This is a genomic window from Streptomyces sp. NPDC033177, assembly GCF_055577715.1.
This window is the reverse complement of sequence record NZ_JBVIPS010000011.1, coordinates 231,147-255,775: the sequence shown is the minus strand read 5'-3', so window position 1 is coordinate 255,775 and position 24,629 is coordinate 231,147. Positions and strand designations below refer to the sequence as shown.

At 70.4% G+C, this 24,629-nt stretch carries 21 protein-coding genes; 7 read left to right on the top strand and 14 right to left on the bottom strand.

The window, feature by feature from the left end; genetic code table 11:
* Positions 1-39 precede the first annotated feature (39 nt).
* Positions 40-1,386, bottom strand: coding sequence for a 6-phospho-beta-glucosidase (locus ACZ5U5_RS33910; protein WP_469029408.1), 1,347 nt, complete (start codon positions 1,384-1,386; stop codon positions 40-42).
* Between the two features lie 155 nt (positions 1,387-1,541).
* On the opposite strand from ACZ5U5_RS33910, the gene ACZ5U5_RS33905 reads away from it, so the two are divergent.
* The 3 genes from ACZ5U5_RS33905 (at position 1,542) to ACZ5U5_RS33895 (ending at position 4,382) form a co-directional block, all read left to right on the top strand.
* Positions 1,542-2,420, top strand: coding sequence for a hypothetical protein (locus tag ACZ5U5_RS33905; RefSeq protein WP_469029405.1), 879 nt, complete (start codon positions 1,542-1,544; stop codon positions 2,418-2,420).
* 51 nt (positions 2,421-2,471) lie between these two features.
* Positions 2,472-3,788 (top strand): MFS transporter, encoded by a 1,317-nt coding sequence (locus ACZ5U5_RS33900; RefSeq protein WP_469029403.1) that lies wholly within the window; start codon positions 2,472-2,474, stop codon positions 3,786-3,788.
* A 105-nt stretch (positions 3,789-3,893) separates the two neighbouring features.
* Positions 3,894-4,382 (top strand): excalibur calcium-binding domain-containing protein, encoded by a 489-nt coding sequence (locus ACZ5U5_RS33895; protein ID WP_469029401.1) that lies wholly within the window; start codon positions 3,894-3,896, stop codon positions 4,380-4,382.
* A 30-nt stretch (positions 4,383-4,412) separates the two neighbouring features.
* On the opposite strand, the gene ACZ5U5_RS33890 is transcribed toward ACZ5U5_RS33895, so the two are convergent.
* The 6 genes from ACZ5U5_RS33890 to ACZ5U5_RS33865 all read right to left on the bottom strand — a co-directional run bounded on the left by ACZ5U5_RS33890 (position 4,413) and on the right by ACZ5U5_RS33865 (position 11,394).
* Entirely contained in the window at positions 4,413-4,919 is a 507-nt protein-coding gene (locus tag ACZ5U5_RS33890; RefSeq protein WP_469029400.1) for a thioesterase family protein, read from the bottom strand.
* Complete coding sequence (locus ACZ5U5_RS33885; protein ID WP_469029398.1) at positions 4,916-5,908, bottom strand: 3-hydroxyacyl-CoA dehydrogenase NAD-binding domain-containing protein; 993 nt, start codon at positions 5,906-5,908, stop codon at positions 4,916-4,918. The genes ACZ5U5_RS33890 and ACZ5U5_RS33885 overlap by 4 nt, the downstream gene beginning before the upstream one ends.
* Before the next feature lie 34 nt (positions 5,909-5,942).
* Positions 5,943-6,839, bottom strand: coding sequence for a beta-keto acid cleavage family enzyme (locus ACZ5U5_RS33880; protein WP_467691128.1), 897 nt, complete (start codon positions 6,837-6,839; stop codon positions 5,943-5,945).
* A gap of 68 nt (positions 6,840-6,907) precedes the next feature.
* Positions 6,908-7,786 (bottom strand): TetR/AcrR family transcriptional regulator, encoded by an 879-nt coding sequence (locus tag ACZ5U5_RS33875; protein WP_469029396.1) that lies wholly within the window; start codon positions 7,784-7,786, stop codon positions 6,908-6,910.
* A 266-nt stretch (positions 7,787-8,052) separates the two neighbouring features.
* Entirely contained in the window at positions 8,053-10,005 is a 1,953-nt protein-coding gene (locus tag ACZ5U5_RS33870; protein WP_469029395.1) for a beta-N-acetylhexosaminidase family protein, read from the bottom strand.
* A gap of 126 nt (positions 10,006-10,131) precedes the next feature.
* Entirely contained in the window at positions 10,132-11,394 is a 1,263-nt protein-coding gene (locus ACZ5U5_RS33865; protein ID WP_469029393.1) for an alpha-L-fucosidase, read from the bottom strand.
* 420 nt (positions 11,395-11,814) lie between these two features.
* Between ACZ5U5_RS33865 and ACZ5U5_RS33860 the strand changes: the two genes are divergently transcribed.
* Complete coding sequence (locus ACZ5U5_RS33860; protein WP_469029391.1) at positions 11,815-14,061, top strand: terpene synthase family protein; 2,247 nt, start codon at positions 11,815-11,817, stop codon at positions 14,059-14,061.
* 43 nt (positions 14,062-14,104) lie between these two features.
* Here the strand turns inward: ACZ5U5_RS33860 and ACZ5U5_RS33855 are convergent, their stop codons facing one another.
* The 5 genes from ACZ5U5_RS33855 to ACZ5U5_RS33835 form a co-directional block, all read right to left on the bottom strand.
* Entirely contained in the window at positions 14,105-14,962 is an 858-nt protein-coding gene (locus ACZ5U5_RS33855; RefSeq protein ID WP_469029390.1) for a metallophosphoesterase family protein, read from the bottom strand.
* A gap of 40 nt (positions 14,963-15,002) precedes the next feature.
* Positions 15,003-16,652, bottom strand: a complete 1,650-nt coding sequence (qcrB, locus tag ACZ5U5_RS33850; RefSeq protein WP_469029388.1) for a cytochrome bc1 complex cytochrome b subunit — start codon at positions 16,650-16,652, stop codon at positions 15,003-15,005.
* 126 nt (positions 16,653-16,778) lie between these two features.
* Positions 16,779-17,852 carry an LLM class flavin-dependent oxidoreductase gene (locus ACZ5U5_RS33845; RefSeq protein ID WP_469029387.1) on the bottom strand — a complete coding sequence of 358 codons (1,074 nt, stop codon included), beginning with the start codon at positions 17,850-17,852 and terminating at the stop codon, positions 16,779-16,781.
* Entirely contained in the window at positions 17,852-18,430 is a 579-nt protein-coding gene (locus ACZ5U5_RS33840) for an SRPBCC family protein (protein WP_469029385.1), read from the bottom strand. Before ACZ5U5_RS33840 ends, ACZ5U5_RS33845 begins: the two co-directional genes overlap by 1 nt.
* A 116-nt stretch (positions 18,431-18,546) precedes the next feature.
* The gene (locus ACZ5U5_RS33835) at positions 18,547-19,044 is read right to left on the bottom strand and encodes a winged helix-turn-helix transcriptional regulator (protein WP_469029384.1); all 498 of its coding nucleotides are present in this window, start codon (positions 19,042-19,044) and stop codon (positions 18,547-18,549) included.
* Positions 19,045-19,257: 213 nt separating this feature from the next.
* Between ACZ5U5_RS33835 and ACZ5U5_RS33830 the strand changes: the two genes are divergently transcribed.
* From ACZ5U5_RS33830 to ACZ5U5_RS33820, 3 genes are all read left to right on the top strand, one after another.
* The gene (locus ACZ5U5_RS33830) at positions 19,258-20,118 is read left to right on the top strand and encodes an AAA family ATPase (RefSeq protein WP_469029381.1); all 861 of its coding nucleotides are present in this window, start codon (positions 19,258-19,260) and stop codon (positions 20,116-20,118) included.
* Complete coding sequence (locus tag ACZ5U5_RS33825; protein ID WP_469029380.1) at positions 20,115-21,518, top strand: vWA domain-containing protein; 1,404 nt, start codon at positions 20,115-20,117, stop codon at positions 21,516-21,518. The genes ACZ5U5_RS33830 and ACZ5U5_RS33825 overlap by 4 nt, the downstream gene beginning before the upstream one ends.
* Before the next feature lie 117 nt (positions 21,519-21,635).
* Positions 21,636-22,739 (top strand): M20 family metallopeptidase, encoded by a 1,104-nt coding sequence (locus ACZ5U5_RS33820; RefSeq protein ID WP_469029820.1) that lies wholly within the window; start codon positions 21,636-21,638, stop codon positions 22,737-22,739.
* Here ACZ5U5_RS33820 and ACZ5U5_RS33815 read toward each other — a convergent pair.
* Positions 22,723-23,523, bottom strand: a complete 801-nt coding sequence (locus ACZ5U5_RS33815) for an ABC transporter ATP-binding protein (protein WP_469029379.1) — start codon at positions 23,521-23,523, stop codon at positions 22,723-22,725. The genes ACZ5U5_RS33820 and ACZ5U5_RS33815 overlap by 17 nt on opposite strands.
* A gap of 3 nt (positions 23,524-23,526) precedes the next feature.
* Positions 23,527-24,618: a FecCD family ABC transporter permease gene (locus ACZ5U5_RS33810; RefSeq protein ID WP_469029817.1), complete on the bottom strand. Its 1,092-nt coding sequence runs from the start codon at positions 24,616-24,618 to the stop codon at positions 23,527-23,529.
* Positions 24,619-24,629: the final 11 nt, after the last annotated feature.

The following is a 24,629-nucleotide window of genomic DNA, read 5'->3' as shown; positions in this document are numbered from 1 at the left end:
TTGCCAGACCGGCTGGGAAGCCTGGGCGGCGGCCTGAACTCACCCCAGGTAAGCGAGCCCCGGGTGCACCGCCCCGTAGCCCTCCATCAAGCGGCGGGCCACCGTCACGGAGTCCACCAGTGGGTGCAGTGCGAACGCCTTGACCGCCGTGGCGCGTGAGCCGCTTTCCGCTGCCGCGAGGATCTCTCGCTCCACCGCCTTCACCGCGCACACAAGCCCCGTCGCGTGACCCGGCAGCGGGTCCACTGCCATGGGATGCGCGCCATTGGCGTCGACGGAGCAGGGGACCTCGATCACCGCGTCGGCGTCCAGCGCCGAAAGGGTCGTGCGGTTGCGGACGTTGAGGATCAGCGTCGTCCGTTCGTCCCGCGCGATCGCCCGCATCAGGGCGAGGGCGACCTTCTCGTAGCCACCGGATTCGAGGTCCTCGGCCGCGCGCTCGCCGACGCCCGCGGCCTCCCTGTTCTCGGCCATGTACGTGGCCTCCCGCTCCGCACGCGTGGCATCCCACGCCTTCAGTGCCGAGGACACCTCCTCGTCGCGGCCCAGCTGCTCGTAGAAGCGCGCCTGCTGGTCGCGCAGGAACGCGCCCCTCGTCTGCTCCGCCTCCTGGTAGGCGCGGACCGCCTCGCGGTTGAAGTAGTAGTAGTGCAAGTACTCGTTCGGGATGGCGCCCAGCGACTGGAGCCACTCCGCGCCGAACAGCCGCCCCTCCTCGAACGAGCCCAGCATCCGCGCGTCACCGAGCAGTCGCGGCAGCTCGTCGCGGCCCGCGATCCGCAGTCCGCGCAGCCAGCCCAGGTGGTTGAGGCCGACGTAGTCGATGAACGCCTCGTCGGGGTTGCCGCCCAGCATGCGCGCCACGCGGCGCCCCAGGCCCACCGGCGAGTCGCAGATGCCGATGACGCGGTCGCCGATGTGCCGGGACATCGCCTCGGTCACCAGGCCAGCGGGGTTGGTGAAGTTGATGACCCAGGCGTCCGGGGCGAGCTGCCGTACGCGGCGCGCGATGTCCACGGCGACGGGCACGGTCCGCAGGCCGTACGCGATGCCGCCCGCGCCGACCGTCTCCTGGCCCAGGACTCCCTCCGCGAGCGCCACCCGCTCGTCGGCCGCTCGTCCCTCAAGGCCCCCCACCCGGATCGCCGAGAAGACGAAGTCCGCGCCCCGCAGGGCCTCGTCGAGGTCGGTGGTGGCCGTCACGACGGGGGCGTCCGGTACCCCGGCGGCCTGTTCGGCCAGCACTCGGGCGACCGCGCCGAGCCGCCCCGCGTCCAGGTCGTGCAGGACGACCTCCGTGACGCGGCCTTCGGCGTGGTCGCCGAGCAGCGCGCCGTACACGAGCGGGACGCGGAATCCGCCGCCACCGAGAATGACCAGCTTCACGTCTCAACCACCTTCTGTCGGAACACCTGGCTGCCGGAACACCTGGCCGCCGGCACACGCACATCTGTCGACCTGTCAGAACTCACCCGCCGACAGAGGTCACGTTACGTACGATTGCCCGGCAGCGATCGACCCCCCACGGAGGTAGCGCACCGATGACACCCCTCAAGACGTCCGCGAAGGCATCCGCGGCCCTGCTCGGCGCCCTCGCACTGGCAATATCGACCGGCTCCGCGGCATCGGCGGACACGGCTCCCAGATCCCCCGGCGGCTGGCAGGAGACCGGCGTCTCGTCGGTCAACTCCCTCACCGGCAGCCAGGGCCTGGCCAGCCGCGCCGACGGCAGTCTCCTCTACCGTGGCCTCGCCTCGATCCCGCTCGACCTGCGGACCAAGGGCTGGAGCCACGTCGGCGACCCGGACATGGCCGACGGCCACACCGTCGACGCCTACCAGGGCGGCGGCGACGCGAAGTCGAAGATGTTCGCGGTCACGACGCCGGGCGGAAAGCGCTACCTCTACGAGCACCAGCTCGACGCGGGCGAGAAGCTGAACAACTCCTTCGCGGCCGTCGCACCCGGCAACCAGTGGCTGGTGTCGGGCGAGTGGGGCGACCAGAACCGTCTCCAGGTCTTTCCGGCCCCGCTCCTCAACTCCTCGACCCCGCCGACCGGTGGCGCGCTCCCCCAGGCCGGTCAGATCTCGCTCGACAAGCCGGTGCGTGACATCCAGGGCTGCGACTTCGTCTCCGACACCCGCCTCGTGTGCGCGTCCAACGACGCGTCGAAGGAGCTGTGGCCCGAGGACCGGCCCGTCCTCCAGGTGGACCTGGAGCGCGCGCTCGACGGGAAGCCCGTGACAGGCAAGGTCACGAGCCTGTTCGCCGTCCCGCAACGGAGCCTGTGCCGGGGCACGTTCGAGACGGAGGGCGTCGACTACGACTCCGCGCGACGCACGCTGCGCGCCCAGGTCGTGCCACCGGTTCCGTGCCTGGTGACGACGTCGGTCTACTCGTACAAGCCGACGACTGGCTGACCTGCACACGCCCTCGACACGACGGACGTGTGCGGAGGGGCCGGGCGGGGGATGGTCGCGATCATGACACAGCAACACCGGCACGATCCCGTGTCCCAAACGCGCCCCGCTCAGCCCCGCCGCCCCATACGCCAACTCCTCGCCGCGTCGGTGGGCAACGCCGTGGAGTGGTACGACTGGTACGCGTACACCTTCCTGGCCACGTACATCGCCGACCAGGTCTTTCCCAAGGGCTCGGGCAACTCCCTCGTACCGCTGCTCTCCACGTTCGCCGTCTTCGCGGTCGGCTTCTTCATGCGTCCGGTCGGCGGTCTGCTCATGGGCGCGGTCGCCGACCGGCGCGGCAGGAGGGCCGCGCTGACCGTCACGATTCTGCTGATGGGCGGCAGCAGCCTGCTGGTGGGTCTGACGCCGACATACGCGTCCGTCGGCGTGCTCGCTCCGATCGTCCTGGTCCTGGCCCGGCTGCTCCAAGGCCTGTCCGTGGGCGGCGAGTTCGCGGCATCGACGACTTTCCTCGTGGAGTCCGCGGGCCCCGGCCGTCGGGGTCTCTTCTCCAGCTTCCAGTACGTGTCGACGAGCGTGGGCCAGCTCGCCGCGTCCGGTGTCGCGGCTCTGCTCGTCGCCACGCTCTCCGACGGGCAGATGGACGGCTGGGGCTGGCGGCTGCCGTTCGTCATCGGCGCGGTGCTCAGCCTGGTCGGCTTCTGGATCAGGCAGGGCGCCCAGGAAACCCATCAGGCACCCCAGGACGAGTCCGAACGCCCCGGCCTGTTCGACGCGCTGCGCAAGTATCCGCGCCAGTCGCTGCTGATCTGCGGCATCACGGCCGGCGGCACGATCGCGTACTACACGTGGACCTCGTACCTGCCGACGTACGCCGAGCTGAACACCGACATCAGCAAGAGCCAGGCGCTGCTGTCCGGCACGCTCTCACTGGCGTTCTTCACCCTGCTCCAGCCGGTCGGCGGACTGCTCTCCGACCGCTTCGGCCGCAGGCCGCTCCTGCTCTTCTTCGGCATCGGCTTCGCCGTTCTGAGCGTGCCGCTCCTCCGCTCCCTGAACGGCTCGTTCGGCTCGCTCCTGATGGTGCAGTGCGCGGGCATGGTGCTGCTCACCGGCTTCACGTCCATCTCGGCGGCCGTGAACGCGGAGGTGTTCCCCGCCCACGTCCGCGCCGCGGGCATCGGCTTCCCGTACTCCCTCACCGTCGCCCTGTTCGGCGGCACGGCCCCGTACATGGGCACCCTGTTCAAGGAAATCGGCACCCCGGGCCTCTTCCCCTGGTACGTGGCCGTGCTCTGCCTCGCGTCATCGGCGGTGTATCTCAAGCTCCCGGAGTCGGCCCACAAGGAACTGGAACGCTAGCCGAGCAGAGCGAGTTACAGCTCCATCACTAATTGCACAAACTACCTTCACAACTGGCACCGCAGGACTAGCGTCATGCCTCTTTACCGCAGCAAGGGGGCATCCATGGCCAACCCATATCCCGCACCACCGCCGACGCCGAGACCTGCGCCCAAATGGGCGCGCAAACGCTTCGCGCTCCCCGCCCTCGCCCTCACCTTCTTCATCGGCCTCGGGGCCGGTCTCGGTGACGACGGCAGCACCTCGACGGAGGCTGCCGCGAAGGAAGCGGGCCCGACTTCGACCGTCACGGCCACCGCTACGGCGACGGCCACCGAGACGGCGAAGCCGGAGCCCGCCCCCACGGTCACCAAGACCATCAAGGCCACGAAGACGGTGAAGGCCACCGTCACCGCCCAACCGGAGGCGGCCGACCCGGGCTCGGGTGGCAGCGGCTCCGGCGGGGGCGGCAGCGGCTCCGGCGGGGGCGGCAGCGTCTCCTACGGGAACTGCACCGAGGCCCGTGCCGCGGGTGCCGCGCCCGTGCATCGCGGTGAGCCCGGCTACGGGCCTCACCTCGACCGTGACGGTGACGGCGTCGGCTGCGACACCTGAGGGACTCGAGGGACCTGAGGGGGAGGTCCCTCAGGGCTTGCGGGGGACCTCGGCGATCGAGCGGCCCGCCCACTCCGGGGCCGGTTCCGTGAGGGTTTTCAGGTGGGTGTGGATCGGCTCCGGGAAAGGGGTCGACCTGCCCGCGTTCTGGTCTACGTGGAGGGCAAGAAGTTCCGTGGTCGCCACCGCAGTTGCGTCCGGGGGGATGGCCGCTTCGGGCTCCTCCACCACGTACAGCTCGTGGGTGAAGCGGGCCTTCTTGGCGTCCGCGCCCAGGATGCGGGTGCGGACGGCGAGGTGGGCGCCCTCCGGCACGTCGTCGAGGTAACGGATGTGGGCCTCGACCGTGTAGAGGGAGCAGCCGGTGGACTCGCGGTAGCCCGCGTGCAGGCCGGTCTCGATCATCATGGCGTCGGTGGCGTAACCGAAGACGAGGACGTAGAACGCCTCGCTCATGTGGCCGTTGTAGTCGATCCACTCCGGCCGAACGGTCCGGTGGAGGGGCGGCAGGGGCTCGAACGGCACGGACTCGCTCACTTGGTGTCCTCCTTCGTGCGCTGCTGCGGCAGGCGTCCCGTCGCCCGCAGTACGTCGATGACTCCCTGGTCACGCTCGGCGACCAGGTCGGCGATGGAGCGGCCGTCCGCCGCGTCGTCGCAGCCGGCCACCACGGCGTCGTACAGCTTCTTGTCGAGCTCGGGTGCTTCCAGGCGCGTCCACGGCGACTTCAGGGACGGGCCGAAGTGGTCGAGCATGTGGGCCATGCCGCCCTCACCGCCCGCGAGCGCGAAGGTGAGCATGGGGCCCATGAACGCCCAGCGCAGGCCGGGGCCTTCGGTGATCGAGTCGTCGATCTCCTTCACCGTGGCCTCGCCGTTGGCGACCATGTGCAGGGCCTCGCGCCACAGTGCTTCCTGGAGGCGGTTGGCTATGAAGCCGGGCACCTCGCTCGCCATGGTGATCACGGACTTGCCCGCGACCTCGTAGAAGCGCGAAGCCCAAGTGACCGCGTGCGCGGCCGTCTTGTCGCCGCCCACCACCTCGACGAGCGGGATGAGGTAGGGCGGGTTGAAGGGGTGTCCCACGACGAGGCGGCCCGGGTCGGCGGCCGTGGTCTGCATGTCGGTCATCGGGTAGCCGGAGGTGGAGGAGGCGATGACGACTCCGGCGGGCGCGGCCGCGTCCAGCTGAGCCAGCAGGTCGCGCTTCAGCTCCAGCTTCTCGGGGGCACTCTCCTGCACGAACTGGGCGTCGGCGACCGCCTCTTCGAGGGTGGGGGTGACACGGAGGCGGTCCGGTGACGCGCCTTCCGCGAGGCCCAGTTGCGTCAGCGCGGGCCAAGCCGCATCGACCAGGCGGCGCAGCTTCTGCTCGGCGTCGGGGGCGGGGTCCCAGGCGGTGACCTCGTAGCCGCGGGCGAGGTAGTGGGCGACCCAGCCGCCGCCGATCACTCCGGCACCGACGCAGGCGATGCGGCGTACGTCTTCGGGGGCGCAGGGGGCGGGGGGCGTGGTGATGTCGTTCATGGAGGGGGGTCCTACTCGTCGTGGGGGGCGAAGGTCAGGCGCGGGGCTTGAGGCCGAGCTTCTGGCGCGCCTCGTCCGGCGTGGCGACGCGCGAGCCGAGGTTCTCGGTGATCTGCACGGCCCGCTCGACGAGTTGGGCGTTGCTGACCTTGTTGCCCTTGCCGAGGTAGAGGTTGTCCTCAAGGCCCACGCGGACCTGACCGCCGAGCAGGATCGACTGGGCGACCCACGGCATCTGCATGCGGCCGAGCGCGAAGCTGGCCCACTGGGCGCCTTCGGGAAGCATGTTGACCATCGACTGGAGGACACCGGGGTCGGCCGGGGCGCCCCACGGGATGCCCATGCAGAGCTGGAAGACGGTGGGATTGTCGAGCAGCCCTTCGGCGAGCAGCTGCTTGGCGAACCAGAGCTGCCCGGTGTCGAAGATCTCCAACTCGGGCCGTACGCCCAGCTCCTGGATGCGCTTGGCGCCCTGGCGGAGCATGTCGGGCGTGGAGATGTAGAGGTTGTCGCCGAAGTTGAGCGAGCCGCAGTCGAGGGTGCAGATGTCGGGGAGCAGATCCTCGACGTGCGGGAGGCGGTCGAGGCCGCCCACGAGGTCGGTGCCCGGCAGCTCGCCGAGCTCCTTCAGCGGCTCGACCGGGTCGATGACCAGGTCGCCGCCCATGCCCGCGGTGAGGTTGATGACGACGTCGGTGCCGGTCTCCTTGATGCGCTCGACGACCTCGCGGTACAGACGGGGGTCGCGCGAGGGGTCGCCGGTCTCGGGGTCGCGTACGTGGATGTGCACGACGGCGGCGCCGGCCTCGGCGGCCTCCACGGCCGAGGTGGCTATCTGCTCGGGCGTGACGGGGACGTGGGGACTCTTGCGCACGGTGTCACCCGCGCCGGTGAGCGCGGCGGTGATGATGACGTCTTGGTTCACGGGCATGGCGAACTCTCCCTCAGGGGTGGGGTGGTGGAGGTACTGCGGGGATGCTGCCGAGACTCGGCTGATGCTTACGCGGGTCTCGGCGCGGCGAGCGTCGCGTCCACGTACACGAGCAGCGCCTCGTGCATGTCGTCGGGGGTCGTGCCGTCGTCTCCCGGTGTCGAGGCGAGCACCTGGGTGGCGAGGCCGTCGATCAGCGCGGTGAGCCGGAGCGCGGCGGACTGCGGATCGACGAGGCGGAACACACCCTCGTCGACGCCACGCCGGATGACGTCGGCGACCGTCGAACGCCACTGCCGGTAGTAGTCGGCGTGCAGCCGTCCCACGGCGGTCGACCGGGCGGCCTCCGCCCACAGGTCCAGCCAGACGCTCCACTGCCAGCGCTGTTGCGGGGTGCGGGGCGTCTGGAGCTCGATCAGCTGGCGCAGCTCGTCGGCGGCGTCGGCCGCGTCGGCGACACGGGCCGCCCGGCGGGCGGTGTCCTCGTCCATGCACCAGCGGACGGCGGCCTCCAGGAGGTCGTCGCGGCCGGGGAAGTGGTAGTGGATCGCGGCCGTGCTGGTGGCGCAGGCTTCGGCGATGTCCGCCACGCGTACGGCATGGAATCCGCGCTCGGCGACGAGCCGTACGGTCTCGCGGACGATCTGGAGGGGGCGCCCGCCGTCCGGGGCCGCGGCGGTGCGTTCCCGGCGGGCCGGGGGCGCGGCGGTCTGGGCGCCCGGATGCTGGGCCCCCGGAAGCTGGGTGCCCAGGAGCCAGCCCGCGTCCACGCCGCCGGTGTCGGCGATGCGGGCGAGCTCGGCGGCGGTGAAGCGGCGGGTGCCGCCGAGGGAACGGGAGAGCTTGGAGGGGTCCATCACGATGCGGCGGGCGAACTCGCGCTGGGTCGCTCCGGCGTCGGCGATGACCTTGCGGACTCGGTCCGCGACCTCGGGGTCTTGCTGCATGGGCGGTGACGCTACCTTGACGTTGCGCTGATCGCAATCCGTAGGGCTGCGCTTTGCGCAGATAGCGGCCTGGTTGCGATCCTGACTGACGTCTCAGTTACCGCAATATCGGGCTGACGCCTCGTGCACGGCGACCCGGCAGCGGTGCGTTGTGCCCACCCGCTCACCCCTGCACTGCGGGGTGAGCGGGTGGGTGGGTAGGAGAGATCCGCCGCGAAGCGGTGGGACAGCAGTTCCTCAAGCCCCGCGCACGCGGCCGGCGGCGGCTAGGCCCGGTCCTGGACCCCCTTCACGAACTCATCCAGGTACGGGTCAGCGATCTTCACCGCCCCCAATTGGTGATGCTCGGCCGGATCCACCGTGATCGCACGGGCCCGCTTCACCAGGGACTCCATGGAGGCCCGTTCCCGCGCGGCCCCCGCATCATCCCCCTCCTGAGCGAAGGACAGCGCCGCAAGGCCGTGCCTCATCGCGGAACCCCATAGCTCCGTCGCGTCCAGCCACTGCTTCGCGTCATGGAGGAACAGTTCGTCCGGCACCCCGGAACGCAGCACCGCGGGGACCTTCTCGATCTCCCGGACGGTGGGCCGCAGCGCCCGTACCGCCCCGGCGGGATCACTCTCGTACCGCTTCCAGAACGCGTCCAGCTTCGGCCCGAGAACCGGGGACTGCGGCTGCCAGTTCGTCTCGCCGAAGGTGGGCGCCGCGTGGTTGAGGTCGACGAACGTCTGCACGGCGTCGGCGACCCGCTCGTCGCCCCCGGCCAGATACAGCGCCGCCTGCCGCCCCGACCGCGACCGTTCGTACCCGTGGTCGTTCCACGAGAAGTCGTTCATGGTGAAGACGGCGAGCTTGCTCGCCCCCTCCTGGTTCATCGGGTTGGACACGATGCCGCTGAGGTGGCCGGACAGACCGGGCTCACGCTTGTCATAGGGCGCGAGCAGCAGCCGCCCCGCCGTACGCGCGAAGTCGTTCACCGGGTAGTTGTCCCAGACGAACACCTTGCGTCCGAAGAGCTCGGCGGCCTTCTCCGCCTGGGAGTTGGTGATCTCCGGCGGGACCACGTCCGTGCCCGTCCACATCACCTCGACGGCGCCGTCGAGCTCGGCCCGCATCGTCTGCTTGTACGCGGTGTCCGTGAGGTCCCCGTACTCCGTGGGCACCATCTGCAGCGGATTGGCATCCTCGTGCTTCGCGATGAAGTCCCGCTGGATGGTGTTGAGGAGCCCCACCTGCGCCTTGGCCGCGGGCCCGCGGCCCGGCTCGCCGAACGCCGCCTTGTCGGCGTCGCAGTTCCACTTCGTGTAGCTGATGTCGTCGAGCGGCACGGAGAAGGACCGCACCCCGAGGTCGTACATCGCCTGGAGCTTGGCCGTCAGCGCCTTCACGTCCGCCGGGTCCGAGTAGCAGATGGAGCCGCCCGGCGAGACCGCGAACGTGAAGCGGACGTGGTTGGCCGTGGCGCGGTCGATCAGTTTGCCGAGTTCGGTGAGCTTGTCCGCCGGGTACGGCTCACGCCACTTCTCCCGGTGGTAGGGGTCGTCCTTCGGCGCGTACACATACGTGTTGGCCTTCGTGTCGCCGAGGAAGTCCATCTGGTCGAGGCGTTCGGCCTCGGTCCAGGGCGGCCCGTAGAAGCCCTCGATGCTGCCGCGCAGCGGCATGGAGGGGAAGTCGGAGACCTCGGCCCCCGCTATGCGCCCCTTGGTGATGAGCTGGCCGAGGGTCTGCGCCGCGTAGAACTGCCCGGTGGCGTCCTTGCCGCCGAGCGCGACGGTGCGGTGCCGTGCCCGCAGCGCGTAGCCCTCCGCCTGCTCCGGCACCTTCGTCCCGCCGAGTGCCTTCGCGATGTCCGGCCGGGTCGCGGGGCCGAGCAGCACGGTCAGCGGGGCACGGCCCGACGCCTTCGCGCGTACGTCGATGTCACGCACTCCGTGGGCACGCAGCGTCTCGGTGACGCGCCGGCGGGCCACCTCGTCCGTGTCGTCGCCGACGACGAGTTCGGCGCGCCGGGAGAGCGGCACGTCGCCGCCCGCGCGGGCCATGTGCTGCGGGGTCGGGGAGACGACAGGGAGCTTGCGGGTCGCGGTGTCCTCCTGAGCGGCCTCCTCCTGAGCCGACGGCGGCGCGGCGGCTGCCGACGGGGCCAGGGGGATCGCCAGGACGGCGAGCGCGAGAAGCGCCGTACGGGGTCTGAGAGCGCGTGTGGTGCGGGGCATGGGTCCTCCGAACTTCGGGATGGGGGTGCGGGTGGGGGCAGAGGGATGCGCACTCAGTGGCCTGGGGAACTGCGCGACCAGCCCCCACCGGCCCGCAGTGCATGAACCGCACATCTAGCGGGGCGCTCAGTCGCGCGTATGCGCGCGGTACAGGTCGAGGTCGCCGTCGAGTTCCAGGGCGACGACCGTGCACAGCGGATCGAGGAGATCGTCGGTGAGGTGCACGTACTCCCAGCCCGGTACGTCACCGAGTCCGCCGACGCGCTCGTGCCGGACGACGGTGTCCGTACCGAGCACGCGCGCGGAGGTCACGCCGTTGCGCACGCCCCGCAGCACCACGTACTCGTTGGGCCGGTCGAAGAGGAACAGGTACAGGGTGCGGCGGTCGGCGGAGAGCGTCGAAGGGCCGTAGAAGTGGCCGTGCGGAAGGCCGCGCACCGTCCCGTAGACCGCTGCGGCGTGCCGACCCGTCCACTCCCCCAGCGCTTCGAGGCGCTCGATCTGTTCGGGGAGGAGCGTGCCGTCCTCCTTCGGGCCGACGTCGAGGAGCAGGTTGCCGCCGCCTCCGACGGCCTCGACGAAGATGCGGACCAGTTGACGCGGCGACTTGTGGTTCGTGTCCTGCGGCTGGTGTCCCCACGAGTCGTTGACCGTGAGGCACAACTCCCAGGGCTGGGGCGGCGGTTCGATCGGGACGCCCTGCTCGGGGGTGGCGTAGTCGCCGTGCCCGGTGAGGCGGCCGTTGACGACGGTGTGCGGGGAGAGCGCCCGGATCTCCTCGGCGAGTTCCGCCATCCGCCACTGCTCGGGGCTGCGCTCCCACTCGCCGTCGAACCACAGCAGGTCCGGTTCGAAGCGTTCGAGGAGTTCCCGCACCTGTACGCGGTGGAAGGCGAGGAAGTCCGCCCACCTCTCCTCGGACTCCTCGCCTACGGCGGGCATGGAGTAGCGGTTGCCGCGTTCGGCGGGGTCCTGGCCGTCGGGGCGCACGGTGGCGTAGTCGGGGTGGGACCAGTCCAGGTGCGAGTAGTAGAGGCCGACCTTGATGCCTCGGGCGCGCAGGGCGGCGACGTACGGGGTGATGAGGTCGCGGCCCGCGGGGGTGCGCTTGACGACGGAGAGGTCGTTCGCCGCCGTGCCCCAGAGGGCGACCCCGTCGTGGTGCTTGGCGGTGAGGACGGCGTAGCGGGCCCCCGCGCGGACGAAGAGGTCGGCCCATGCCTCGGGGTCGTAGGCGGAGGCGGTGAAGCCGTCGAGTTGCGCCATGTACCGGTCGTACGGGACACGTCCGTCGAAGAAGGACCAGGACTCGGCCACCCCGTCCACGCTGTAGATGCCCCAGTGGAGAAAGATCCCGAGCTTGGAGTCCGTGAACCACGGCTGGATCATGGGCAGTTCTCCTCGTCGTACGTGCGCGTCGGGTTGGCAACGTTGTCTACGGGGCGGGGAGGGTTGCCGACGGTCGGCGGCCGCCGAGCTGAAGCGCTTGAGCGCCAGCAGGCTAGATCGACAAAGATGCCGTATACAAGGGGGCGTCGGGCGTCAAATTCCGGTCGTGTCACGGGCCTTGACGGGGCGGTGTCCCCTGCTTCATCCTCACCGCCGGCCGAGCCGCCACCGGTCGCCTCCCGCCGAGTCGCCACCGTCGCAGCACGCCGACTCGGCACGGCGAAGTTTGAACCGCGTGGATCACGCAATGGTGTGACGCTCCGGCGGTCACCGCATCGGTCACCCCCGCTCGGGTAGTGCTCCGCTGCCCGTAAGCAGCCGTTGCCGCCGCCGTCGCCGCCGTCGCGAGGAGAACGCCGTATGTCGCAGCCCTTCGAACTGCCCAGCTTCTACATGGTGCATCCCGCCCGCCTCAACCCTCATGTGGAAGAGGCAAGGGAGCACTCCGGGAAGTGGGCACGCGACATGGGGATGCTGGAGGGTTCGGGCGTCTGGGAGCAGCGTGACCTGGACGCCCATGACTACGCGCTGCTGTGTGCGTACACCCACCCCGACTGCGACGGACCCGCGTTGTCCCTGGTCACCGACTGGTACGTGTGGGTGTTCTTCTTCGACGACCATTTTCTCGAACTGTTCAAGCGGACCCATGACCGTGAGGGCGGCAGAGCTTATCTGGACCGGTTGCCCGCCTTCATGCCGATGGATTTGTCCACGCCCGTGCCGGAGCCGACCAATCCGGTCGAAGCGGGTCTCGCGGACCTCTGGGCGCGGACCGTGCCGTTCATGTCGCGTGACTGGCGGGCGCGGTTCGCCGAGAGCACGGAGAATCTGCTCAACGAGTCCCTGTGGGAGCTCTCGAACATCAACGAGGGCCGGATCGCCAACCCCGTCGAGTACATCGAGATGCGCCGCAAGGTGGGAGGCGCGCCCTGGTCGGCGGGGCTGATCGAGTACGCGACGGGCGCGGAGGTCCCCCCGGCCGTCGCCGGGTCAAGGCCGCTGCGCGTCCTCAAGGAGACGTTCTCCGATGCTGTCCACCTGCGCAACGACCTCTTCTCGTACCAGCGGGAGATCGAGGACGAGGGTGAACTCTCCAACGGCGTACTGGTCCTGGAGAAGTTCCTGGACTGCTCCACACAGGAGGCGGCCGATGCCGTGAACGACCTGCTGACCTCGCGGATGCAGCAGTTCGAGAACACGGCGCTGACGGAACTCGCCCCGCTCTTCGTGGAGACGGGGCTGCCGCCGAAGGAGTGCGCCGACGTCCTCGCGTACACCAAGGGACTCCAGGACTGGCAGTCCGGCGGGCAGGAGTGGCACATGGCGTCCAGCCGCTACATGAACAAGGGCGGCGCCACGCCCTCGCCGCTGGACGGGCCCACCGGCCCCGGTACGGCCGCCGCCGGGATCAAGGCGCTGATCGCCGCCACGGGCGCGGAGCGGCTGCGCGGCTACACGCACGTCCCGTTCCAGCGCGTGGGCCCGTCCCTGCTGCCCGATTTCAACCTGCCGTTCAAGACCCGCCTCTCCCCTCACCTGGAGGCGGCACGCCCACGTGCCGTGCAGTGGGCGAGCCGGATGGGCATGCTCCGGCCCCAGCCCGGCGTGCCGAGCTCGGACATCTGGGACGCGCACAAGCTGTACGGCTACGACTTCCCGCTCTGCGCGGCGGGCATCCACCCGGACGCCGACCTCGAGGCCCTCGACCTGGGCTCGCAGTGGCTGACCTGGGGGACGTACGGGGACGACTACTTCCCCGTGGTCTTCGGCAGGCCCCGCGACCTGGCGGGGGCGAAGCTCTGCAACGACCGGCTCTCGCTCTTCATGCCGCAGGACTTCGCCGACATGCCCGCGCCGGCGAGCGCGATGGAGCGTGGCCTCGCCGACCTGTGGGTGCGCACCGCGGGCCCGATGGACGACGAGGGGCGGCGCACGCTGCGCACCGCCGTCGAGGTCATGACGGCCAGTTGGCTCTGGGAGCTGGACAACCAGGCACAGAACCGTATCCCCGACCCCGTCGACTACATCGAGATGCGCCGCCTCACCTTCGGCGCCCCGCTCACCCTGAGCCTGTGCCGCCTGGGCAACGGCCCGCAGGTCCCGCCGGAGATTTACCGGAGCGGCCCCATGCAGAACCTGGAGAACGCCGTGGTCGACTACTCGGCCCTGATGAACGACGTCTTCTCCTACCAGAAGGAGATCGAGTACGAGGGCGAGATCCACAACGGCATCCTCGTCGTCCAGAACTTCTTCGACTGCGACTACCCGACGGCGCTCGGCATCATCGACGACCTGATGAAGTCGCGACTGAGCCAGTTCCAGCACATCGTGACCCACGAACTCCCCGTCCTCTACGACGACTTCAGCCTCCCTCAGCCGACACGGGACATCCTCGACGACTACGTACGCGATCTCGAGAACTGGATGGCGGGCATCCACACCTGGCACCGCGACTGCCGCCGCTACCGCGAGGAACACCTGTCACACGGCCCCCTGCGAAGCCCGTCGGGCTTCGGCATGGCGGCGGTACGCCCGGACTGGCTAAGGGAATTCGGCCTCGCCGCCGACCGGCAGATGGAAGGGGCGCAGGGTCTGGGGCAGGCCTGAATCGGCCGGCCCCGGCCCGGCGGGCTGACCGGCCGGCCCCGTGTCAGACGTCCCGCGGCTCCGGCAGGATTTGGCGGAGGCGTGGGGCGGGGTGGTGGTCTCGGCGCCATTCTCGGGGGTAGCCGACCGAGACCTCCTGGAAGCGGACGCCGTCGTGCCAGGTGGTGCGGGGGATGTGCAGGTGGCCGTAGACGACCGCCGTCGCCTCGTACTTCACGTGCCAGTCGGCGGTCAGCTCGGTGCCGCACCACAGGGCGAACTCGGGGTAGGTCAGGATCCGGGTGGGGTCGCGCACCAGCGGCCAGTGGTTGACCAGGACCGTGGGCAGGCCGGGCGTCCGCCGGGCGAGCATCTCCTCGGTGAACGCCACGCGGGCGCGGCACCAGTCGTCACGGCCCGGGTAGGGGTCCGGGTGCAGGAACAGCTCGTCCGTGCAGACGACGCCCGCCGCGTGCGCCGCCTCCAGCGCGTCCCGCTTCGCGTGCGTGCCCTCGGGGCGGAACGTGTAGTCGTAGAGCAGGAACAGCGGGGCCACTGTGACGGGCCCGCCGTCGCCGCGCCACACCGGGTAGGGGTCCTCGGGGGTCGCCGCGCCCAGGGAGCGGCACAGGTCCACGAGATGGCGGTAACGGGCCTCGCCCCGCAGCTGGTTCGGGTCGTCGCGTGGTGTCCACAGTTCGTGGTTTCCCGGCGTCCACACCACCTTGGCGAAACGGTCGGTAAGGGTGCGCAGCGCCCATTCGACGTCGGCCATGCGCTCGGCGGTGTCCCCCGCGACGATCAGCCAGTCCTCGTCGGTCTCCGGGCGCAGGGACTCGAGGAACTTCCGGTTCTCGGCGTACGCGACGTGCAGATCACTGATGGCGTACAACGTCGGCTTTTTCTCGGGTACTTGTGTCACTCCGCGAGGCTAACCGCAGAGCTCACGCCGCGTGGCGTGATCAATGGTGTCCGTCCCCACTGCCCTGTTGGATCTCCAGGTACTCCTCGGGCGTCGCCTTCGGCACCTGCGCCGACGGACCGTACATGGCCCGCCCCAGCCGCGCCCGCATCCGCTCGCCGCGGGTGACCTTGCGTGCGACGCCGTGCTCGTCGACCGCCGGGCCGATCTCGTACGGCTTGGGTTGCTCGTGCGCGGTCAGTTTGTACAACTCGCCCTGAGTGAGCGGCACATGGACCTCCACGTACTCGCCGTGCGGCAGGCGTTTGATCGTTCCGCTCTCCCGGCCGTGCAGCGCCTTCTCGCGGTCGCGGAGCTGGAGCCCCATGCACCATCGATGGGTGACGTAGAAGGCGAGGACCGGCCCGACGAAGCAGGCGATCCGCACGAACCACGTGATCGCGTTGATGGAGAGATGGAAGTGCGTGGCCCAGATGTCGTTGCCGCCGCCGACCATCAGAACGGCGAACAGCGTCAGCCACGCCACGCCGAGCCCGGTGCGCACCGGGGCGTTGCGCGGCCGGTCCGCGATGTGATGCTCGCGTTTGTCGCCGGTGACCCAGGCCTCGATGAACGGATAGACGGCGATCGCCGCCAGGATCAGCGGGAAGAGCGAGAACGGGATGAAGACGCCCAGTTCGAGCGTGTGCCCCCACGCGTTGATCTCCCAGCTGGGCATCACCCGGATCAGGCCCTCGGAGAAGCCCAGATACCAGTCGGGTTGAGCGCCCGTGGAGACCAGGTCCGGTCGGTAGGGCCCGATCACCCACACGGGGTTGATGGTGGCGATCGCCCCCATCAGCGCCAGGACGCCGAAGACGAGGAAGAAGAAGCCGCCCGCCTTGGCGATGTAGATGGGCATGAAGGGCGCCCCGACCACGTTCTTCTCGGTCTTCCCGGCCCCGGCGAACTGGGTGTGCTTGTGGTAGAAGACCAGGATCAGGTGGGCGACGACGAGCCCCAGCATGATCCCCGGCAACAGCAGCACATGCACGCTGAAGAGCCGCGGGATGATGGCGTCACCCGGGAATTCTCCGCCGAAGAGGAAGAAGGAGAGGTACGTCCCCACGACGGGGACGGAGAGGATCGCACCCTGTGCGAAGCGGATGCCGGTGCCCGAGAGCAGGTCGTCCGGGAGTGAGTAGCCGGTGAGGCCGGTGATGATCCCGAGGAACAGCAGCGTCCAGCCGAACAGCCAGTTGACCTCGCGCGGCTTGCGGAACGCGCCGGTGAAGAACACCCGCATCATGTGCACGAGCATGGCGGCCACGAAGACGATCGCGGCCCAGTGGTGGATCTGCCGGATCAGCAGGCCGCCGCGCACCTCCATGCTGATGTCGACCGTGGACTCGAAGGCCTTGGTCATCTGGATGCCCTTGAGCGGGGTGTAGACGCCGTCGTAGATCACCTCGGAGCCGCTCGGCTCGAAGAACAGCGTCAGCCAGACCCCGGTGAGGATCAGGATCAGGAAGCTGTAGAGGCAGATCTCCCCGAACATGAACGACCAGTGATCGGGGAAAATCTTCCGCATCTGACTCTTGGCCAGGGTGTGGATGCCCAGACGGCCGTCCGCCCAGTCGGCGACCCGCTCCCCCTTGCCGGCCGGGGCCGTGCGTTTGCTGTCCCGGGTGTGCTCGACGCTTCCACTCATGCGGCTACCCCCTCAGGCGGATCCAGGGTAGATCAAGGGTCAGCCGGAGCCAACAGGCCCTCGGTGGCCGGTAGTTGGGGATCTTGGGCACCGCAGGTCAGGCCGTCGCACACGGCTGAGGTCACATCACTCCGACGCCTCCCGCGCCAACTCCGTCTCCAGATCCCGCACCAGATCCATGGCCCGCCCCAAAGTCGTGAGCCGCGCCTCCAGGCTCTCGCCCGCCGGGTAGAAGCGGACCGTGTCCACGCCCGCTGCGCGCCACACCCGCAGCCGCTCGCGGACCATGTCCTCGGTGCCGATGAGGGTGGTGGCGAGGACCATGTCGTCGGTGATCAGGGCGGCCGCGCCGTCGCGGTCACCGGACTGCCAGCGCTCATGCACCTCGGCGGCGATGTCCGCCCAACCCTGCCTGCTGTAGGCGTTGTTGTAGTAGTTGGTGGTGGCGGAGCCCATGCCGCCCAAGCTGAAGGCGAGCTCCTTCTTGCGGCCCGCGACCATCGCCCGCAGGGTGTCCTCGTCGTCGGCGAAGGCCACTTCGGCACCCTGGCAGACGTCCAGGTCGCCGTGGGTGCGGCCGGATGCGGCCAGGCCCGCGTCGAGGTGGTCGAAGTACGCCTCCTTCGCGCCTTCGGGGACGAAGCTGGTGCCCAGCCAACCGTCGGCTATCTCGCCGGTCAGGCGCAGCATCTTCGGCGAGAGCGTGGCGAGGTAGACGGGCAGTTCGTGCTCGGCGCGCATGGACAGGCGCATGGGCTTGGCCTCGCCGCCGGGCAGCGGCAGGGTGAACTCCCGCCCCTCGTACGAGATCTTCTCCCCCGAGGCCGCCAGGCGGACGATCTCCACGGTCTCCCGCATCCGGGTCAGCGGACGCGCGAACGGCACCCCGTGCAGGCCCTCGATCACCTGCGGCCCCGACGGACCGAGCCCGAGGATGAACCGTCCCCCGGAGATGTTCGAGAGGGTGATCGCCGCGCGGGCGATGGCCGCCGGGGTCCGGGTCGCGAGCTGGATGATGCCGGAACCGAGCAGCATGCGTTCCGTGCGCGCGGCCAGGTAGCCGAGCGGGGACGGCGCTTCGGAGCCCCACGCCTCCGCCACCCAGCAGATGTCCATTCCCAGCTTCTCGGCCTCGGTGACGAAGTCGACGGTCTCCCGCCAGTTCGCCCCGGACGCCTCGATGGTCGTCGACGTGCGCATCAGGCGTCGGCCTTCCCGGCAGCCGGGCCCTCGGCGCCCACGGCTCCCTCGGCTCCCTCGGCTCCCTCGGCTCCCTCGGCCAGCTTCTTGATCGCGTCCAGCGTGGCCGTCATGTTCTGCTCGAACTCCCGCATCCGTACGTACACGATCTTCTGCTCCTTCTCCGGCATCCGGTCGATCGCGTACGACAGACCCGAGCGGCCCGGTCCCATCCGCATCCACTGGGTGAGCTCGGTGCCGCCGTCGTCCGCGGCCGTGAGGTTGAACCGCCAGACGGCGCTGGGCCGTTCGGGGTCCTCGACCGCCCAGGCGAACACGCGCGGGGCCTCGCACTCCACGACGTACGACGTGGTCTCCCACGCACCGAACGACGGGTGCTCGCTGCGGCCGACGAATCGCGCGCCGAGCGCGGGCCCGGTCGTTCCCTCCAGCCACTCGGCCGATCGCAGCTCCGCGCTCAGCGTGGGCATCAGGGTGATGTCGGAGACGAGCTCCCACACGCGCTCCGGTGACGCGGCGATCCGCGTGCGCACCTCGGCCGTCGGCTTGTCCGCATAGCGCGCGCCTGTCCACTCCATCGTGGGTCGCCTCTCTGTTGGCATCTCTCTGTCGCCATCCCTACCTCGCTGACCACGAGAGTTGCGTAGATAGACTCACGCGTCAAGGGTGAGCGTCCTGACAGCGCGACGGGGGTTCAGCGGTTGAAGCGGTCCCGGATGTCCGGCCGCTCGGCGAGCCGCGCCGGGTAGCCGGGGCCGAGGCGTGCGTGCGTGTCCGCGGCCGACATGGGCTCCTTGCAGTGACCGCAGACCACCTCGGCCTCGGTCTCGTGGCCGCAGCGGTCGTGCTCGAAGACGACCGGCGCCCCCTCGTCACCGCTCAGCCAGCGGTTGCCCCAGCTGTTCATCACGGCGAGCACGCCGAAGAAATCGCGGCCCTTCTCGGTCAGCACGTAGTCATAGCGCACCGGCTCGCTCTGGTACGCGCGCTTCTCCATGAGTCCCTCGTCGACCAGACGGCGCAGCCGGTCGGTCAGGGTGTTGCGCGCGATCCCGAGCTCCTGCTGGAAGGAGTCGAACCGCTTGATCCCGTAGAACGCCTCGCGCAGCACGAGCGGCGTCCACCAGTCGCCCAGCAGGTCCATGGTGCGGGCGATGGAGCAGGGCCAGTCGGCAAAGGAGGTCCGCCTCATGCCGCAAGGATACGAGAAGACGCCACGGAGCCCGGTGGGTCTCGGAACTGGACTCAGCAGCCTGCGGCGGGTGCCGGGGCCCCGTGGCGTCACACCGCACGTGACGTTCGACGCAAACACGGCGGCACCGTTGTGGAGGGGACCGGCGGTCTGATCAGGTGGAGTAAGCAACCGCTTACCCGCACGACTCACCCGCACAAGCCGGAGGCCCCGTTGCTCTTCACATCCGTGGACGATGTCGCCACACGGCTCGCCGAGACGGGCTATCTGGCCTCCACGGCCGTCGCCACCACCGTCTTCCTGGCCGACCGCCTGGGCAAGCCGCTGCTCGTGGAGGGCCCCGCGGGAGTCGGCAAGACCGAGCTGGCCAAGGCCGTCGCCGAGGTCGCGGACGCGCGTCTTGTCCGGCTCCAGTGCTACGAGGGCGTGGACGAATCCCGCGCACTCTACGAGTGGAACCACGCCAAGCAGCTCCTGCGCATCACGGCGGGCCGCGACGAGTCCTGGGACGAGACGCGCACGGACATCTTCAGCGAGGAGTTCCTGCTCCCGCGCCCGCTGCTCACCGCCATCCGCGGCGACGAGCCGAAGGTGCTCCTGATCGACGAGACCGACAAGGCGGACGTCGAGGTGGAGGGCCTGCTCCTTGAGGTCCTCAGCGACTTCCAGGTCACGGTCCCCGAACTCGGCACCATCACCGCCACCCGCCGTCCCTTCACCGTCCTCACCTCCAACGCAAGCCGCGAACTCTCCGAGGCGCTGCGCCGCCGCTGCCTCTTCCTCCACATCGACTTCCCCGACGAGGAGTTGGAGCGCCGCATCGTGCGCCTGAAGGTGCCCGGACTCGACGAGGCGCTCGCCCGGTCCGTCGTACGCGTGGTCGGCGCGCTGCGCGCGATGGACCTGCGCAAGGCCCCGTCGGTCGCCGAGACCATCGACTGGGCCCGTACGCTCATCGCCCTCGGCGCGGAGTCCCTCGACGAGGACGTCGTACGAGACAGTCTCGGCGTCGTGCTCAAGCACCAGGACGACGTGCTGAAGGCGGCGGCCAAACTGGATCTGGACACGGTGTGACCGGGGCGGCCACCGGGGTTCCGGAGCGGCTCACCGCGCTCGTGCAGGCGCTGCGTTCGCACGGCATCCGGATCGGCACGGGCGAGACGGTAGATGCCGCCCAGGCCCTCGAGGCGCTCGGCCTCACCGACCGGGAGCGGGTGCGGGAGGGGCTCGCCGCCGCGCTGCTGCACAGCGAGGGGCAGCGGCCGGTCTTTGATCCGGTCTTCGACCTGTACTTCCCGCGCGGGATCGGAGCACCGGACACTGCGACGAGTTCCCGTGCCGAGCAGGAATTCGACAGGGAAGACCTGCGTGACCGCCTGGCCGCCGCCCTGGCCGCCAACGACCAGGCCCTGCTGGCCCAGTTGGCGGCCGAGGCGGTGGAGGGAATGGGCGGCTACGGGACGCTGCCCGGGTCGGGAGGCACCGGAGGCTCGGACGGCTGGTCGTCGCACCAGACGTTGTCCCGCCTCCGCCCCGAGACCCTGCTGGCCCGCGTCCTGGCCGGCATCCGCCAAGGAGCCGCCGTCGACGCCGAGTTCGCCGACCGGCTCACCGCCGACGAGATCCGCCGCCGCATCGAGGGCTTCCGCGCGCTCGTGGGCGACGAAGCGCGCCGCCGGGTCGCCGAGCGGCGCGGTGCGGAGGTGATCGCCCGGCGGGCCATCGCCCCGACCGCCGACCGGGTGGACTTCCTCATCGCGGGCCGCGCGCAGCTCGACGACCTCCGCAGGGCCGTCCAGCCGCTGGCCCGGAAACTCGCGACGCGCCTCGCCGCCCGCCGCCGCCGTGCGGCCCGCGGCCACATCGACCTGCGCAGGACGCTGCGCGGCTCGCTGTCCACGGGCGGCATCCCGATGCGCCCGGTCCTGCGAAGGCGCCGCCCCGCCCGCCCCGAACTGGTACTCCTGTGCGACGTCTCGGGTTCGGTGGCGGGATTCGCCAACTTCACGATGCTGCTCGTCCAGGCGCTGCACGACCAGTTCAGCAAGGTGCGGGTCTTCGCCTTCGTCAACCGCATCGACGAGGTCACGGACCTCATCGCCCGCGGCACGGCCGACCCCGAGGGCCTGAGCGGCCGCATCATCTCGGGCGCGGCGGTCACCGGTCACCACGGCAGCAGCGACTACGGCTCCGCGCTGGGTGAGTTCGCCGAGCGCTATTCAGAAGCGGTCACCTCGCGCTCCACGGTCTTCGTGCTCGGTGACGCCCGCACGAACATGAGCGACCCGAACGTCCCCGCCCTGCGCACCATCGCCTCCCGCGCCCGCCGGCTGTACTGGCTCAACCCGGAACGCCACGCCCAGTGGCAGACCGGCGACTCGGCGGCCGGCACGTACGCCGAGCTGGTCCACATGTACGAGTGCCGCAACGCACGCCAGCTCAGCGCGCTGATCGGGCGGTTGCTGCCGGTCTGAGCGGGAGCGCCGCCGACCGTAAGCTGGCCGGGCGGGATGTTCGGTGGCAACAGGCGACAGTGGCAGTGGCGAGGAGGACGTGTGACAGGCGACGGGCTCGATGGGCTCAAGGAGGAGATCCGGGCTCGGATCGGCGACGTGCGGGGTGAGCTCGTCGGGCTCAGTCGGCGCATTCACGCTCATCCGGAGATCGCCTTCGAGGAGCGGCAGGCCGCCGGGTGGTGTGTGGATGTGCTGCGTGCGCACGGGTTCGCGGTGACCGCTCCCGCCTACGGGCTCGACACCGCCTTCGAGGCCACCCTGGGGTCAGGGCCCGTGACTGTCGCACTGGCCTGTGAGTACGACGCGCTGCCCGGCATGGGGCACGCCTGCGGGCACAATCTGATCGCGGCGGCGGGCGTGGGGGCCGCTCTCGGGCTCGCTCCGGTGGCTGATCAACTCGGGCTCACCGTACGGGTGTTGGGGACTCCCGCGGAGGAGAGCGGGGCCGGGAAGGCGCTGATGCTCGACGCCGGGGCCTTCAAGGGGGTCGACGCGGCGATGATGGTTCACCCGTGCCCGTTCGAGGTGGCCGACTTCCACTCGTACGCGATGGGGGCGCTCTCGGTGGCGTACACCGGCAAGTCCGCGCACGCCGCGCTCAACCCGCAGGACGGACGGAACGCGGCCGACGCGCTGACCGTGGCGCAGGTGGCCCTGGGGCTGCTCCGGCAGCAGCTGCCCGGGGAGTGGAAGGTGCACGGCATCACCACCGAGGCCGGGACCGCGCTCAACGCGATCCCCGAGCGGGCGAGTGCCGCCTACGCGCTGCGGACGCCGTCCGTCGAAGAGCTGCGTGAGTTGCGGGAGCGCGTGGCCGACTGTTTCCGGGCGGGGGCGCTCGCCGCCGGGTGCGCGGTGGAGCTCGAACAGCCCGCGCCCGACTATCTCGACTTCCGGTCCGATGCCGCTCTCGTCGCCCTGTGGGAGAGCAACGCGCGCGCCCTCGGGCGGCCCGAACCGCAGCGGCGCGGTCCCTTCGCGTCCACGGACATGGGCAACGTCTCGCATGTCGTCCCGTCCATCCACCCCGTGCTCGACATCAGCGGGGGCGGCTGCGGCCCGCACCAGCCGGAGTTCGCCGCCGCGGCCGCCACGCCGGTCGCCGAACAGGCCCTGATCGACGGGGCCGTGGGGCTCGCGTGGACGGCGGCGGACTTCGCGGTCAGCCGGACTGCTTGACCGTCGTCGCCTTCGCGGAGGGTACGACCACCGGGGAGCCGTCCCCCGGCGCCTGAAGGATGTCCGCGTCGATCCCGTACAGCTCCTTGACCAGCTCGGCGGTCACCACCTCGCGGGCCGGCCCGTTCGCGACGATCTTGCCCGCGTTCATGGCGATGACGGTGTCGGCGTAGCGGGCGGCGCTTGCCAGGTCGTGCAGGACCATGACGACGGTGCGGCCCGCGGCGGCCACCTCCCGTACCAGGGAGAGGACTTCCACGGCGTGCCCGAGGTCAAGGGCGCTGGTCGGCTCGTCGAGGAGCACGATCGGTGTCTGCTGGGCCAGGACCATCGCCAGCCAGCAGCGCTGCCGCTGGCCGCCGGAGAGGTGGTCGAGGCGGCGCGTGGCGAGGTCCGTGGTGCCGGTGGCTTCGAGGGCGTCGCGCACGGCGTCCTCGTCCTCGCGCGACCACTGGCGGAACAGGCCCTGGTGGGGGTGGCGGCCGTAGCGGACGAGTCCGGCGACGGTGACCGCCTCGGGGGCCTGCGGGGACTGCGCGAGCAGCGCGATGCGGTGGGCCGCGCGGCGCTGGGTCAGCTGCCACACGTCCTCGTCCCCGGCGCGGACCGTGCCCGAACTCGGCTTGTGGAGCCGGGAGATGGAACGAAGCAGCGTCGACTTGCCGCAGCCGTTGGGGCCGACGATGGCGGCGACCTGTCCGCTGGGGATGGTCAGGTCGACGCCGTCCACGGCAGCCGTGTGGCCGGGGTAGCCGGAGGTGAGCGCCTCGACGGTCAGTTGCACGGGTCAGGCCTTTCCGGTCTGCTCGGAGTTCTTGCCGAAGAGGACCCACAGGAGGAAGGGTCCGCCAAGGACGCTGGTGATGACGCCGACGGGTATCTCCACGGGGGCGACGACCCGGCCGAGCGCGTCGGCGGCGCCCACGAGCGCCGCGCCGACCAGGGCCGAGCCGATGACCGGGACCCGGGTGGGTCCGCTGAGTCGGCCTGCGACGACGGGTGCGGCGAGCGCGACGAACGCGATCGGGCCTCCGATGCCGACGGCCACGCCGGAAAGGGCGACGGCGAGCGCGAGGGTCACGGCGCGGACCCGGCGGACGTTCACGCCGAGGGTGGCCGCCATGTCGTCGTCGAAGCGCAGGAGTTGGAGGCGGCCGCCGGCGACGAGGGACAGCGGTACGAGGATGAGCAGGATGACAGACAGGGGCGTGCCGACGCCCCAGTCACGGCCGCTGAGCGAGCCGACGGTCCAGAGGAAGACGCCGCCCGCGGTGTTGTCGTTCTCGCGGGACATGACGAGGTCGGTGACGGCGCCGATGACGGTGGAGACGCCGATGCCGACGACCAGGATGCGGTATCCCCCGCTGCCCGCGCCGCCCGCGCAGGCGACGACGAGCATGGCCGCGGCGGCGGCCCCGAGCGGGCCGAGCCACCAGTCACCGATCATGCCGGTGGACGAACCGACGACGGAGGCGACGACGGCCGCGGTGGCGCCTTCGTTGACGCCGATAATGTCGGGGGTGGCGAGGCGGTTGCCGGCGAGCGTCTGCGTCAGGCACCCGGCGATGCCGAGCGCCGCGCCGACCATGAGCCCCACTGCAATCCGCGGCAGTCGGAAGTCCTGCACCAGCATGACGGTGGCGGAGTCGCCGGTTCCGAGCAGTCCGGAGAGGCTGTCGGAAAAGCTCATCCCGGTGGAGCTCGCGAAGGTGGCGAGCGAGACGACCACCGCGATGACCAGCGTGAGGCCGACGGCGGCGAGGGCGCTGCGGTAGGGGAAGAGCCAGGAGAAGGTCCCGACGCGTACGGCGGTGGAGTCGGGCGGGGTGATGTCGGGCGAGGTGCTGTCGGCCGAGGTCGCGGGTCTGCCGTCGGGCATGCGATCGGTGC